Origin of the sequence: Aquabacterium sp. (genome assembly GCF_048860245.1) — a bacterium.
Lineage (GTDB): Bacteria > Pseudomonadota > Gammaproteobacteria > Burkholderiales > Burkholderiaceae_C > Aquabacterium.
Map to the genome: position 1 here is coordinate 1 of NZ_JBLIZW010000124.1, position 13,599 is coordinate 13,599.

Here is a 13,599-nt window from a genome sequence, read left to right on the forward strand (position 1 = left end):
GCCGTGTGTCATTCTGGCGCTCGCCAGCCCATGGCGGTCGAGATGCGCGACGCCGTTGCTTTCAGGGCCTCAACCCAGTCACTGCGCAGGTCTCCGCCTTGCCATGACAGGACCAAGCTGGCGATGATCTGCCCCAGGTCATTGCGGATCGGCGTCGCCGCCATGTGCTGGCCCACCCCCATCGCTTCGTGATGCAACACGATGCCCTGGGTGCGCAGGGTGTCCAGTTCACGTTGCAATCCCTCCAGATTGTCGGCCTGCAACTGGCACAGGGCCTGCAGGACCAGGCTGGGTTCATCAAGCAGCAGCACCTTGCCGGCAGCACAGCGGGTCAGGGGGGCACGCAAGCCATCCGTGCAGGTCAAATGGATGCCATGTCGCTCGGCCACCGTGCGCTCCAAGCACACGGCTTCGTCTTCCTGTCGCACGAACAAGGACACGGCATGCCCAGACAGGCGATGCAGATCCTGCATCGGTCTTGCAGCCTGCTCACGCACATCCAGGCGAGATTTCACCAAGTTGCCCAAGGCCAGCAGACGCATCCCCAGGCGGTAGTGCCCCGGTCCGGAACGCTCCACCAGGCCGCCCACCGCCAAGTCATTGAGGATGCGGTGCGCCGTGGATGGGTGCAGACCCGTGCGCTCGCTGGCCACCTTCAACGACACTGCCTGTGACTCGGTGGCCAGAACGTCAAGCAGGGCGAACATGCGGCTCATCACCTGCACGGACGTGGTCGGGGTGGGTGAATCACTCATCGGCATGACTTTCGACGAAGGGGATTTTGATAGGTGATATTCCTCCGGAACCCGGAAATAATCAACTGCATCAAGGGTCAATGCGCTATCGGAATCCCTCGATTCGGTATTTCATGACACCTGAGCTTGATGGATCTGGATGAATGAGCCTCCTTGTTTTGCGTGCACTGTGTTTGACTCTGGCGACTGTGGGTGGTCTGGTGGCGGCAGCTGACCGACCCGGGGCCGTGACGGGAGGAAGGGCTGCCTCATCGTCAACCGCTTCTTCGGGCTCTGCGACCGCGGCTGCGTCGTCCACGCCCAAGTCAAATGACGCGGCGACGCCTGCCGTTGCTGCGTCGGTTGCCGATGCTCCGCCATCTCGGCGGTGGGTGCGCGCCCCTCGTGTCCATGGTCGGCTCACGGCCGAAGACCTCGGCCTGGTCATCAATGAGGATGATCCGTATTCGGTTCAGGTTGGGGCTTACTACGCAAAAGCTCGTCAGATACCGGCATCTCGCATCCTCCGAGTGCGTCTACCCGTCAAGCCTGTGCTGACGCCCGGAGAGTTCGATGGCTTGGCCAAGCAGGTAGATGCCTTTTATGGCAAGCGGGTGCAAGGGCTCGCCTTGAGTTGGCGTCAGCCGTATGCCGTCAACTGCAACGCCATCACCGGTGCCTTGACCATGGGATACGACCACCGGCTGTGTCAGAACACTTGCGGGACGAGTCGACCATCCACCTACTTTGGCGGCATCTCCACACGCCCCCACACTGATCACGGCATGCGCCTGAGCATGTTGCTGGCCGCCAGCGACGTGACCGCCGCCAAGGCACTGATCGATCGAGGGGTTCGGTCGGATCACACGCTGGGCTTGCGGGGGGCACTCCCGGCACAGGTGCACTACGTCCGCACCTCAGACAGCATCCGCAGCCAGCGCCATGTGCTGTTCCCTCCGGCTGGATTGGTGCGGCAGTTGGGCATCGAGGTGCATCTGGACGAGACCGACGCCCTGCAGCACGCTGAGCGGGTCTTGCTCTATCTCACAGGCCGAGAGCGGGTGGAGCACCTCGATACGATTGGGTTCCTGCCGGGGGCACTGGCCGACCACCTGACCTCGTTCGGTGGCGTGCTCGATGGGTCGCATGGACAGATGACGGTCCTGTCCTGGATCGATGCGGGAGCGACGGCCAGTTACGGCACCACCAGTGAGCCCTGTGCGCATCTCCAGAAGTTCCCGGATCCGCAAGCACTGTTGGTGTTCTATGTGCAGGGCGCCACCGCGTTGGAGGCCTACTGGAAAAGCGTGCGCTGGCCACAACAGGGCTTGTTCGTGGGAGAGCCTCTGGCTGCGCCCTTCAGTCGCGCAACCAACCCCACTGCACGCGCTGACTGATCCACCACTTGCGCAGGGGTGTCAGCAACACCCGCTCGTGCAAGATGCGATCGCCCTTGGCCGCAATTTCCTGGAGTTGCGCGAGGTGGATGTGGGCCAGCACACGCAGGGGCAGCAGTGCCTGTGCCTCCTCGGCCGGCAAGGCGCGGATGGCGTCCAGTCCTTGCTCGATGCTGGCGCGGGCTTGTCCGATCAGGTGTTGCAACAAGCCCGGCCAGCCTGCCGGGGGCTGATCGGCATCGGGTTTGCTCAACTGGTGCGCCCGCACATCGTGGGTCTGCAGTACATCAATCGGTACATGGATCCAACCCAGTCGTGCGTCCAGGCCCAGTCGGGCAACTTGGTAGGACTGCCGCAAGCCCGTCCCCAGCAGACAGGCAGCCGAGCGCGCCGACAGGCTGCTGGCGCCCAGGATGCACGCAGCCCCCTCCAGCGCAGCGCCAGTGCTCAGCCGGTTGTGACGTTGCAGTGCGGCATCATCGAGCCAGCGGGTTTGGTGAACGAGCTGTATCAGACCTTCGAGTTGCTGTGTCCACAGGCTTGCCTCCGGCCAACAACTGGGTTCGGTCAGTGCAGGCAGGGCGGCGCGGGCTTGCATCAAAGGGTGCTGAGCATGTCCATGGAGGCTGTCCCTGACCTCCTTGGCCCACCACTGCAGTTTGCTTTCTGCCACGCCGGCATCGCTCACTTCCAATGGGATGCGACTGACCTCATGCCACCATTGCAGCCACAGTTGCAGGGCAGGGCGCAGCGCGGGCGGCGCACTGCGAAGAGCGTGGTACAGGCTGCTGCCTGGTCTTGGCACGGCTGGGGAAGGGGGGGCAATGGGCCCGGGAGGGGGGGATGAATTCATGACATCAGGTATGCGGCGACCCGCCATTGTCTCAATAGCTGGATTGACAGGGGCAGGCGCTATTTTCTACATTACTGACCCGCGGGTCAGTTACGATTGCACCTGCGTCACCACCCCCGCTGCCGTACGGGCCGCGAAGAGGGTGGCTTGCCTCTTTGATTGCGGAACAACATGAACAACCTGCGCTGGTCCAAGGCTCCTTACTACCTTCTCCTGCCCGTGATGGCGGCTTTGTTGGCCGGGTGCGGCAAGAAGCCGGTGGCTGAGCCACCAGTGCGCGCGGTTCGCACCCTGGTGCTGGCTGAGACCGGTGGTGTGTTGGAGCGCGAGTTTGCCGCCGAAATCCGTGCACGCACCGAATCGCGCTTGGGTTTCCGCGTTGGCGGCAAGGTCAACCGTCGCTTGGTGGAATTGGGGCAATCCGTGACCCGAGGGCAGGTTTTGGCTCAGCTTGATCCACAAGATTTGCAGCTGGGGCAGGAAGCTGCGCGTGCAGGGCTGGCTGCGGCCGAAGCCCAGGCCGCCCAGGCCGTCGCCAATTTCAAGCGCTTTGTCGAGCTCAAAGCCCAAGGCTTTATCAGCGCGGCTGAACTCGAACGCCACGACACCATGAACAAGGCAGCACAGGCCAGCTTGCGTCAGGCCAGGGCCCAGGCTGGGGTGCAGGGCAATCAGGCCAGCTACGCAGCGCTCACCGCCGATGCACCAGGTGTCATCACCGGGGTGGATTTGGAGCCTGGCATGGTCGTTGGTGCGGGCATGCCGGTGCTCACACTGGCGCACGATGGTCCCCGCGACGCTGTGTTCTCCGTGCCCGAAGACATGGGGGCGACCGTGCGTGGCCTGATCGGCAAGCCCGGTGCACTCAAGGCACGACGCTGGGGTAGCCAGGACTGGTTGCCTGTGACCGTGCGGGAAGTTGCTGCGGCCGCTGACCCGCTGACCCGCACCTACCTGGTCAAGGCAGATGTGGGTCGCGCTGGCTTTGAGTTGGGGCAGACTGCCACCGTGGTGCTCAATGCTCCCGTTCGGGTGGCTGGCGGTGTGCGCGTACCGTTGAATGCCCTGGCGGAACGCGAGGGCAAGTCTGTGTTGTGGGTGCTCGATGGCAAGGCGATGACCGTCACGCCTGTGCCAGTCACCACCAGTGACATCACAGGCAACGTCATCCTCATCTCCAAGGGCATCCAGCCTGGCCAGGAAATCGTGACTGCTGGCGTGCATGTGCTGACGCCTGGCCAGAAGGTTCGCCGCTATCAGGCATCCAGCGCCGGGGCCCGACCCGCCTCATCGCCAGCTTCCGCCAGCACGCCGACTTCCGGCGTCGCATCCTGATCGAGCGGGAGCCTACGCATGTCGATGTCCCGTCAATCCTGGTCCAAGGACCAGCGTTTCAACGTGTCACGTTGGGCGCTTGAGCATCCGGCTCTCACACGCTACCTCATGATCGTGCTGATGGTGCTGGGCGCCGCAGCCTATTTCAACCTCGGTCAGGACGAAGACCCGCCTTTCGCCTTCCGTGTGATGGTGGTGCGAGCCTATTGGCCGGGTGCCACCGCCCAAGAGGTCGCCGAGCAGGTAACCGACAAGATCGAGCGCACCCTGCAAGAGGTGCCCTACGCCGACAAGATTCAGTCCTATACCAAGCCGGGTGAGTCCTTCACGCTGATGATGGTCAAGGACTACTCCCCGCCCAAAGAGATCCCCAACCTCTGGTATCAGGTTCGCAAGAAGGTGGGTGACATGCGCCACACCTTGCCACAGGGCGTGATCGGTCCGTTCTTCAACGATGAGTTTGGCGACGTATACGGCTCCATCTACGCCCTGTCCGCCGATGGTTTTTCGCAGGAGGAGTTGCGCCAGTTTGCCGAGCGCGTCCGCTCGGAGATGCTGCGCGTGCCCAATGTCGCCAAGGTTGAGTTGTTCGGCGTGCAGCCCGAAAAGCTCTTCATCGAGATTCCGCAGCGCCGCTTGGCTCAGTTGGGCATCGACATGGGGCAGGTGCTGACCCAGTTGAACGCCCAGAACGCCGTCGAAGGTGCCGGTGTGTATGCGGGTGATCGGAACAACATCCAGATGCGCGTCAATGGCGCCATCCAGTCGGTGGAGCAACTGCGTGACCTGCCTATCCGGGTGGTCAATCCCGTCACCCACCAGGCCCGCAGTCTCAAACTGGGTGACATCGCCACCATCCGTCGTGGCTATGAGGACCCGCCGACCACCAAGGTTCGCCACCAGGGCAAGGACGTGGTGGCCCTGGGGGTGTCCATGGCCAAGGGCGGCGACATCATCGCCTTGGGCAAGAGTTTGACCGAAGCCACCGAGCGTCTGCGCCATGAGCTGCCTGTGGGGATCGAGCTGGACCAGATCCAGAACCAGCCGCAAGCCGTTTCCTCTTCCGTGGGGGAGTTCGTCAAGGTGCTGCTGGAGGCCGTGTTCGTGGTGCTGGCCGTCAGCTTCCTGAGTCTGGGATTGCACACCAAGCCCTGGCGTCTGGACGTTTGGCCTGGCTTGGTCGTGGCCATCACGATCCCGCTGGTGCTGGCGGTCACCTTCCTCATCATGAAATACTGGGGCGTGGGCCTACACAAGATTTCGCTGGGCGCGCTCATCATCGCTTTGGGTCTGCTGGTGGACGACGCGATCATCGCCGTCGAGATGATGGTGCACAAGCTCGAAGAGGGCTACGACAAGATGCACGCGGCGACGGCAGCCTATGACCTGACCGCCATGCCCATGCTGACCGGCACCCTGATCACCGCCGCGGGTTTCCTGCCCATCGGGATGGCCAACTCGGCCACCGGTGAGTACACCTTTGCCATCTTCGCCGTCACGGCGGCGGCCCTGGTGATCTCGTGGATCGTGTCGGTGTACTTCGTGCCTTATCTGGGGCAGCAGTTGCTCAAGACCAAGCCCAAGATCGCGCATGGCAGCAACGAAGACCTGTACGACACCCCGTTCTACAGCCGCTTCAAGGCGACGGTGAACTGGTGTGTCGAGCACCGCTGGATCACCATCGGGCTCACCATCGGCGCGTTGGTGCTGGGTGTGCTGGGCATGGGCAAGGTGCAGCAGCAGTTCTTCCCTGATTCCAGCCGGCCGGAAATTCTGATGGACCTGTGGTTGCCCGAAGGCAGCAGCTTCGACGCCACCGAAGACATGGCCCATCGCGTTGAGCAGCGTTTGAGGAAGGAGCCGGGTGTCAACGCGGTCAGCACCTGGGTGGGCTCGGGCCTGCCGCGCTTCTACCTGCCCATGGATCAGATCTTCCCCCAGAGCAACGTCAGCCAGATGGTGATCGTGCCCAAGGATCTGGAAACGCGGGAAGTGTTGCGCCACAAGTTGCCCGAACTGATGGCTGCCGAGTTCCCGGAGTTGCGCGCCCGCGTCAAACTCCTGCCCAATGGCCCTCCTGTGGCTTACCCGGTGCAGTTCCGAATCGTGGGTGAAGACGTCACCACCTTGCGCCAGTTCGCCGAGGAAGCCAAAGCCCTCATGCGTGCTCACCCCGACATGACCGGCATCAACGACAACTGGAACGAGTCGGTCAAGGCCATCCGTCTGCAGGTGGATCAGGACAAGGCACGCGCCCTGGGCGTGACCACGCAGTCGATCGCTCAGGCCAGCCGCATCCTGACTTCCGGTGCGACGGTGGGGCAGTACCGCGAAGGCGACCGTCTCATTGACATCACCTTGCGGGCCCCGCAGTCCGAGCGTCTGACCCTGGAAGCACTGGACAACGCGTATGTGCCCACGGCCACTGGCCGCATGGTGCCGGTGCTGCAGGTCGCCAAGCCCAAGCTTGTGTGGGAGCCCGGTGTGCTGTGGCGTGACGGCCGCCACTTCGCCATCACCGTGCAGGGGGACGTGCGCGAAGGCGTGCAGGGCCCGACTGTCAGCAGTGTGCTGTGGCCCAAGATGCAGGAGCTGCAGTCGCGCATGCCCACGGGTTACCGCGTGGTGCTGGCCGGTACCGCCGAGGAAAGCAGCAAGGGGCAGGGCGCCATCTTCGCCAACTTGCCAGTGATGTTGTTCATCATCTTCACGCTGCTGATGCTGCAGTTGCAGAGCTTCTCGCGCGCGGTGCTGGTCTTCCTGACCGGTCCGATGGGCATCGTCGGCGTGGCGATGGCCTTGCTGGCGCTCAACCGTCCCTTCGGCTTCGTGGCGCTGCTGGGCGTGATCGCTTTGATGGGCATGATCATGCGCAACTCCGTCATCCTGATCGACCAGATCGAAAAGGACCGCGCCGTCGGCGTGCCGGCCTGGGATGCCGTGGTGGGTGCGGCCGTGCGCCGCTTCCGTCCCATCGTGTTGACGGCGGCTGCCGCCGTGCTGGCGATGATCCCGCTGAGTCGCAGCAACTTCTGGGGCCCGATGGCCGTGGCCATCATGGGGGGGCTGATCGTGGCCACCGTCTTGACCCTGCTGGCTTTGCCGGCGATGTACGCGGCCTGGTTCCGCGTGAAGCGTCCGGAAACCACCCCAACTTGAGCGTGTCTCAAACAGGGTCTGAGCCGCGTTAGAATCTGCGGTTCAGACCAATTCAGCCAGTTTGGCCGCCACTCTGGTGGCCAAGCTTTTCAAAGTCTAAGCGCGGGTGGCGAAATTGGTAGACGCACCAGGTTTAGGTCCTGACGCCAGCAATGGTGTGGGGGTTCGAGTCCCCCCCCGCGCACCAGACGATTTTTCTTAAATACTCATTCTGCGAGTTCAAAACATGGCTATCACCGTGGAGACCCTCGACAAGCTGGAGCGCCGCATCACGCTGTCGCTGGCAGCCGACGCCCTCAAAAACGAAGTCGACGCTCGCCTCAAGAAGCTGCAGCGCACCACCAAGGCCGACGGCTTCCGCCCAGGCAAGGTGCCGATGAATGTTGTGGCCCAGCGCTACGGCTATTCGGTGCAGTACGAAGTCGTGAACGACCAACTGGGCGTTGCCTTCGCCAAGGCTGCTCACGAAGCCGGTCTGCGCGTGGCTGGTCAGCCCACCATTTCCGAGAAGGAAGGTGACGCTGCTGAAGGTCAACTGCAGTTCGACGCTACCTTCGAGGTCTATCCCGAAGTGGCCATCGGCGATCTGGCTTCGGCTGAGGTCGAGCGCGCGACCGCTGAAGTCAACGAAGCTGCCATCGACCGCACCGTTGAGATCCTGCGCAAGCAACGTCGCACGTTCGCTCAGCGTCCAGCCACCGAAGGTGCTGCTGACGGCGACCGCGTGACCATCGACTTCGAAGGCAAGATCGACGGCGTGCCTTTCGACGGCGGCAAGGCTGAAGGCTTCCAGTTCCTGGTGGGCGAAGGCCAAATGCTCGAAGCGTTCGAGAAGGCTGTTCGCGGCATGAAGGCGGGTGAGTCCAAGACTTTCCCTCTGGCCTTCCCTGAGGACTACCACGGCAAGGACGTGGCCGGTAAGGAAGCTGACTTCCTGGTGACCGTGAAGAAGGTCGAAGCCCAAAACCTGCCCGAGCTGAACGAAGAGTTCATCAAGAGCCTGGGTCTGGCTGATGGCTCCATCGACACCCTGCGCGCCGACATCAAGCGTAACCTCGAGCGCGAAGTCAAGTTCCGCATCGCTGCCCGCAACAAGGCTGCCGCCATGGAAGCCCTGTTGAAGCTGGTCGATTTCGATCTGCCCAAGGCTCTGGTTGACGCTGAAACCGAGCGTCTGCTGGAAGGTGCTCGCGCCGATCTGAAGGCTCGTGGCATTCCTGACGCTGACAAGGCTCCGATTCCTGCCGAAATGTTCAAGCCTCAAGCCGAGCGTCGCGTGCGCCTGGGCCTGACCGTGGCTGAACTGGTGAAGGCCAATGACCTGGCTGCCAAGCCTGAGCAACTGCAAGCTCACATCAATGAGCTGGCACAGAGCTACGAGCAGCCCGCTCAAGTCGTTGCCTGGTACATGAGCGACCGTCAGCGCATGGCTGAAGTGGAAGCCGTTGTCATCGAAGGCAACGTGGCTGACTTCATCCTGTCGAAGGCCAAAGTCACCGACAAGCCGCTGAGCTTCGAAGAACTGATGGGCCAACAAGGCTAATCGGGTCTCGCACCAGGGCGCAGCCAACAGCTTGCGCCTGACAAGGCACCTGCATCCCCTTCAAGGGCAGGTGCCTTTTGTTTTGTGCGAATCTTTTGTATGCATGCATACAACGGAATGACGTAGGCCGGCGCAGGGCGGCTTTTCCCGCCTTAGAGTCGGCCTTTTCGCACGTCATAATCGTCCGAAACTCAATAAACGGGTCTTGCCCCTCAGGCAGGGCTGCACCGAAGGAAGCTTATGAGCGCACTGGATATTCAGAACCTGGGAATGGTCCCCATGGTGATCGAGCAATCGGGTCGTGGCGAGCGCGCCTACGACATCTACAGCCGCCTGCTGCGTGAGCGTGTGATCTTCCTCGTCGGACCGGTGAACGATCAAACCGCCAATCTGGTGGTGGCGCAGTTGCTGTTCCTCGAAAGCGAAAACCCCGACAAGGACATCTCGCTGTACATCAATTCGCCCGGTGGCAGTGTGAGCGCAGGCATGTCGATTTTCGACACCATGCAGTTCATCAAACCCGATGTGTCAACGCTGTGCATGGGCATGGCGGCTTCGATGGGCGCGTTCCTGCTGGCCGCTGGCACCAAGGGCAAGCGTTTTGCGCTGCCGAACAGCAAAATCATGATTCACCAGCCTTTGGGCGGTGCGCAAGGTCAAGCGACGGACATCGAGATTCACGCGCGTGAGATCCTCAAGACGCGTGAGCAACTCAACAAGATTCTGGCCGAGCGTTCTGGCCAGCCGCTGGACAAGATCCAGAACGATACCGAACGCGACTACTACATGTCGGCAGCCGAAGCTGCCACTTACGGACTCATCGACAAGGTGATCGAGAAGCGCCAGTAAGTTGTTCGCCCTCACTGCATCAACATGGTGTCCGGTAAAAGTAGTGCCGCGATGCACCAATTTGGTGGATTAGACGTGGGGGCTCTTGACTTATGATGCCCTTGATTTCCTTGCCGACTCTCTGACAGGCCTGCTCTATGCCCGATAAAAAAGGCTCCTCTAGCGAAAAAATCCTTTACTGCTCTTTCTGTGGAAAGAGTCAGCATGAGGTGAAAAAGCTCATCGCCGGCCCGTCCGTCTTCATTTGCGATGAATGCATTGACCTGTGCAATGACATCATCCGTGACGAGGTGGCGGCTGAAGCAGAAGCCTCTCGCCCGGCACGCAGCGATCTGCCGACGCCTTCCGAGATCAAGTCCAGCCTGGACCAGTATGTGATCGGGCAGGACATCGCCAAGCGCACCCTGTCGGTGGCGGTGTACAACCACTACAAGCGCCTCAAGCACATGGGGCAGGGCGATGGCAAGAAGCCCGACGTTGAGTTGGCAAAGAGCAATATCTTGCTGATCGGCCCCACGGGCTCGGGTAAGACCTTGCTGGCTCAGACCCTGGCTCGCCTGCTGAACGTGCCCTTCGTGATTGCCGATGCGACCACGCTGACCGAAGCTGGCTATGTGGGCGAAGACGTCGAAAACATCATCCAGAAGTTGCTGCAGAACTGCAACTACGAGGTGGAGAAGGCGCAGCGCGGCATCGTGTACATCGACGAAATCGACAAGATTTCTCGCAAGTCTGACAACCCGTCCATTACCCGTGATGTGTCCGGTGAAGGGGTGCAGCAAGCCTTGCTGAAGTTGATCGAAGGCACGATGGCGTCGGTGCCCCCCCAAGGTGGCCGCAAGCATCCGAACCAAGATTTCCTGCAGATCGACACCACCAACATCCTGTTCATCTGTGGTGGTGCGTTCGATGGCCTGGAAAAGATCATTCAGGCTCGCTCCGTGAAGTCGGGTATCGGCTTTGCTGCTGAAGTGCAGAGCAAGGAAGAACGCAAGGTGTCGGAAGTGTTCCGCGAGGTGGAGCCGGAAGACCTGATCAAGTTCGGCATCATCCCCGAATTGATTGGCCGGATGCCAGTGGTCGCCACCCTGGGTGAGCTGACCGAAGACGCTTTGATCCAGATTCTGACTGAGCCTAAAAATGCGCTCGTCAAGCAGTACCAGCAGCTGTTGAACATGGATGGCGTGGAGTTGGAGATCCGTCCGGCGGCCTTGCATGCGATTGCTCGCAAAGCGTTGGCACGTAAGACGGGCGCTCGTGGATTGCGCTCTATCCTGGAACAGTCATTGCTGGATACGATGTTCGAACTGCCCGCGCAGGAGGGCGTGCAGAAGGTGGTCATTGATGAGTCCACCATTGAAGAGAACGCCAAGCCATTGTTGGTGTATCGGGAACAGGCCAAGGCCAGTGCCTGAGCGCGCGTGAAGCGCTCGAGGGGGCATCGCTGAAAACCTGTGTTTTGGTTTTCGCGGTGCCCTTGTGTTTTGTCGATGAGGCCCCAAGTGGGCGTCAGAGAAAGTGAGCCCTATATGTCTGGACATCCGATTCTTCCATCTGACCCCATCAAGCTGCCGCTGCTGCCGCTGCGCGATGTGGTGGTCTTCCCGCACATGGTGATCCCGCTGTTCGTCGGGCGCCCCAAGTCCATCAAGGCCCTGGAAGCTGCGATGGAAGCGGGTCGCCAGATCATGCTGGTGGCACAAAAGGCCGCCGGCAAGGATGAGCCCAAAGCCGAGGACATGTTCGACATTGGTTGCGTGTCCAGCATCCTGCAATTGCTGAAGTTGCCCGACGGGACCGTCAAGGTGCTGGTGGAAGGCGTCCAGCGTGCCAACACACTGTCGATCGATGACAGCGGCGAGTATTTCACGGCCGAGGTGTCGCCCATCCAGCCCGAAGGCGATGTGACGCCAGAGGTTGAGGCCCTGCGCCGCGCGGTCACGCAGCAGTTTGACCAGTACGTCAAGCTCAACAAGAAGATTCCGCCGGAGATCCTGACATCCATTTCGGGCATTGATGATCCGGGTCGTCTGGCTGACACCATTGCTGCGCACCTGCCGCTGAAGCTGGAAGCCAAGCAGTCGGTGCTGGATCTGTTCTCGGTGTCTCAGCGCTTGGAGAAGTTGCTGGAGCAACTGGAGCACGAGGTCGACATCCTGCAGGTCGAGAAGCGCATCCGTGGTCGCGTGAAGCGCCAGATGGAGAAGTCGCAGCGCGAGTACTACCTGAACGAGCAGGTCAAGGCCATCCAGAAAGAGCTGGGTGAAGGCGAAGAGGGCGCAGACCTCGAAGAGCTGACCAAGAAGGTCGAAGCCGCACGCATGCCCAAGGAAGCGCGCAAGAAGGCTGAAGCCGAGCTGAAAAAGCTCAAGCTGATGTCGCCCATGTCGGCCGAGGCCACCGTGGTGCGCAACTACATCGACACCTTGGTGAACCTGCCATGGAGCAAGAAGTCCAAGGTGAAACACGACCTGGCGCATGCCGAGTCGGTGTTGAACGAAGAGCACTACGGCCTCGACAAGGTCAAGGAACGCATCCTGGAATACCTCGCGGTGCAACAGCGCGTGGACAAGGTGAAGGCGCCCATCCTGTGTCTGGTGGGGCCACCCGGCGTCGGCAAGACCTCGCTGGGCCAGTCCATCGCTCGCGCCACGGGTCGCAAGTTTGTGCGCATGGCTCTGGGCGGTGTGCGTGACGAGGCCGAAATCCGTGGTCACCGCCGCACTTACATCGGCTCCATGCCTGGCAAGGTGCTGCAGAGCCTGAGCAAGGTGGGCGTACGCAATCCGTTGTTCCTGCTTGACGAAATCGACAAGCTGGGCATGGACTTCCGTGGCGACCCGTCGTCGGCGCTGCTGGAGGTGCTCGATCCTGAACAAAACCACACCTTTGGCGATCACTACATCGAAGTGGACTTCGACCTGTCGGACGTGATGTTCGTGGCGACATCGAACTCGCTGAACATTCCGCCTGCGCTGCTGGACCGGATGGAAGTGATCCGTCTGGCCGGATACACCGAAGACGAGAAGGTGCACATTGTTCAGACCTATCTGCTGCCCAAGCAGATCAAGAACAACGGCGTGAAGGACGGTGAGTTGGAAGTGGCGGAAAGCGCCATCCGCGGCATCATCCGTTACTACACCCGTGAAGCGGGCGTGCGTTCGCTGGAACGTGAGGTGTCCAAGATCTGTCGCAAGACGGTCAAGGGCTTTGCACTCAAGCAGTACACCGACAAGGTCGTGGTGACCGACGAGAACCTCAACGACTTCCTGGGCGTGCGCAAGTACAGCTATGGCGAGGCCACAAAGGAAAACCAGGTTGGTCAGGTCGTGGGCTTGGCGTGGACCGAAGTGGGCGGCGATTTGCTGACCATCGAAGCTGCGATCATGCCCGGCAAGGGCAACATCATCCGCACCGGGCAACTGGGCGACGTGATGAAGGAATCGGTGGAAGCTGCTCGCTCGGTGGTGCGCAGTCGCGCTCGCCGTTTGGGCATCAAGGACGAACTGTTCGAGAAGCGCGACATTCACATCCACGTGCCGGATGGTGCCACTCCGAAGGACGGTCCGTCTGCGGGGGCGGCCATGACGACGGCCTTTGTGTCGGCTTTGACAGGCATTCCGGTGCGTGCGGACGTGGCCATGACGGGTGAAATCACCCTGCGTGGCGAGGTCACGGCGATCGGTGGCCTGAAAGAGAAGCTGCTGGCCGCGCACCGTGGTGGCATCA

At 61.4% G+C, this 13,599-nt stretch carries 9 protein-coding genes and 1 tRNA gene; 8 read left to right on the forward strand and 2 right to left on the reverse strand.

Annotated elements, in window-relative coordinates; genetic code table 11:
• Nucleotides 1-8 precede the first annotated feature (8 nt).
• Nucleotides 9-755, reverse strand: coding sequence for an IclR family transcriptional regulator (locus ACMV18_RS14095; RefSeq protein WP_420818364.1), 747 nt, complete (start codon nucleotides 753-755; stop codon nucleotides 9-11).
• Between the two features lie 143 nt (nucleotides 756-898).
• Between ACMV18_RS14095 and ACMV18_RS14100 the strand changes: the two genes are divergently transcribed.
• Nucleotides 899-2,131, forward strand: a complete 1,233-nt coding sequence (locus ACMV18_RS14100; protein ID WP_420818365.1) for a TIGR03790 family protein — start codon at nucleotides 899-901, stop codon at nucleotides 2,129-2,131.
• Here ACMV18_RS14100 and ACMV18_RS14105 read toward each other — a convergent pair.
• Nucleotides 2,094-2,984, reverse strand: a complete 891-nt coding sequence (locus ACMV18_RS14105; protein ID WP_420818366.1) for a phytoene/squalene synthase family protein — start codon at nucleotides 2,982-2,984, stop codon at nucleotides 2,094-2,096. The genes ACMV18_RS14100 and ACMV18_RS14105 overlap by 38 nt on opposite strands.
• Before the next feature lie 171 nt (nucleotides 2,985-3,155).
• On the opposite strand from ACMV18_RS14105, the gene ACMV18_RS14110 reads away from it, so the two are divergent.
• From ACMV18_RS14110 to lon, 7 genes are all read left to right on the forward strand, one after another.
• Complete coding sequence (locus tag ACMV18_RS14110) at nucleotides 3,156-4,319, forward strand: efflux RND transporter periplasmic adaptor subunit (protein WP_420818367.1); 1,164 nt, start codon at nucleotides 3,156-3,158, stop codon at nucleotides 4,317-4,319.
• Nucleotides 4,320-4,337: 18 nt separating this feature from the next.
• Nucleotides 4,338-7,478, forward strand: a complete 3,141-nt coding sequence (locus ACMV18_RS14115; protein WP_420818368.1) for an efflux RND transporter permease subunit — start codon at nucleotides 4,338-4,340, stop codon at nucleotides 7,476-7,478.
• A gap of 100 nt (nucleotides 7,479-7,578) precedes the next feature.
• Nucleotides 7,579-7,665: transfer RNA gene (locus tag ACMV18_RS14120), tRNA-Leu, on the forward strand.
• A 39-nt stretch (nucleotides 7,666-7,704) separates the two neighbouring features.
• Nucleotides 7,705-9,021, forward strand: coding sequence for a trigger factor (tig, locus tag ACMV18_RS14125; RefSeq protein ID WP_374258011.1), 1,317 nt, complete (start codon nucleotides 7,705-7,707; stop codon nucleotides 9,019-9,021).
• Nucleotides 9,022-9,261: 240 nt separating this feature from the next.
• Nucleotides 9,262-9,870: an ATP-dependent Clp endopeptidase proteolytic subunit ClpP gene (clpP, locus tag ACMV18_RS14130; RefSeq protein WP_374258009.1), complete on the forward strand. Its 609-nt coding sequence runs from the start codon at nucleotides 9,262-9,264 to the stop codon at nucleotides 9,868-9,870.
• Between the two features lie 137 nt (nucleotides 9,871-10,007).
• Nucleotides 10,008-11,285, forward strand: a complete 1,278-nt coding sequence (gene clpX / locus ACMV18_RS14135; protein WP_374258007.1) for an ATP-dependent Clp protease ATP-binding subunit ClpX — start codon at nucleotides 10,008-10,010, stop codon at nucleotides 11,283-11,285.
• 114 nt (nucleotides 11,286-11,399) lie between these two features.
• A partial coding sequence (gene lon / locus ACMV18_RS14140; RefSeq protein ID WP_420818369.1) for an endopeptidase La occupies nucleotides 11,400-13,599 on the forward strand: 2,200 nt, incomplete at its 3' end.

Bases quoted from the DNA above. Each gene is read 5' to 3' on its own strand.
- ACMV18_RS14095 (WP_420818364.1), bottom strand. From the start codon at position 755: ATGAGTGATTCACCCACCCCGACCACGTCCGTGCAGGTGATGAGCCGC.
- ACMV18_RS14100 (WP_420818365.1), top strand. From the start codon at position 899: ATGAGCCTCCTTGTTTTGCGTGCACTGTGTTTGACTCTGGCGACTGTG.
- ACMV18_RS14105 (WP_420818366.1), bottom strand. From the start codon at position 2,984: ATGAATTCATCCCCCCCTCCCGGGCCCATTGCCCCCCCTTCCCCAGCC.
- ACMV18_RS14110 (WP_420818367.1), top strand. From the start codon at position 3,156: ATGAACAACCTGCGCTGGTCCAAGGCTCCTTACTACCTTCTCCTGCCC.
- ACMV18_RS14115 (WP_420818368.1), top strand. From the start codon at position 4,338: ATGTCGATGTCCCGTCAATCCTGGTCCAAGGACCAGCGTTTCAACGTG.
- tig (WP_374258011.1), top strand. From the start codon at position 7,705: ATGGCTATCACCGTGGAGACCCTCGACAAGCTGGAGCGCCGCATCACG.
- clpP (WP_374258009.1), top strand. From the start codon at position 9,262: ATGAGCGCACTGGATATTCAGAACCTGGGAATGGTCCCCATGGTGATC.
- clpX (WP_374258007.1), top strand. From the start codon at position 10,008: ATGCCCGATAAAAAAGGCTCCTCTAGCGAAAAAATCCTTTACTGCTCT.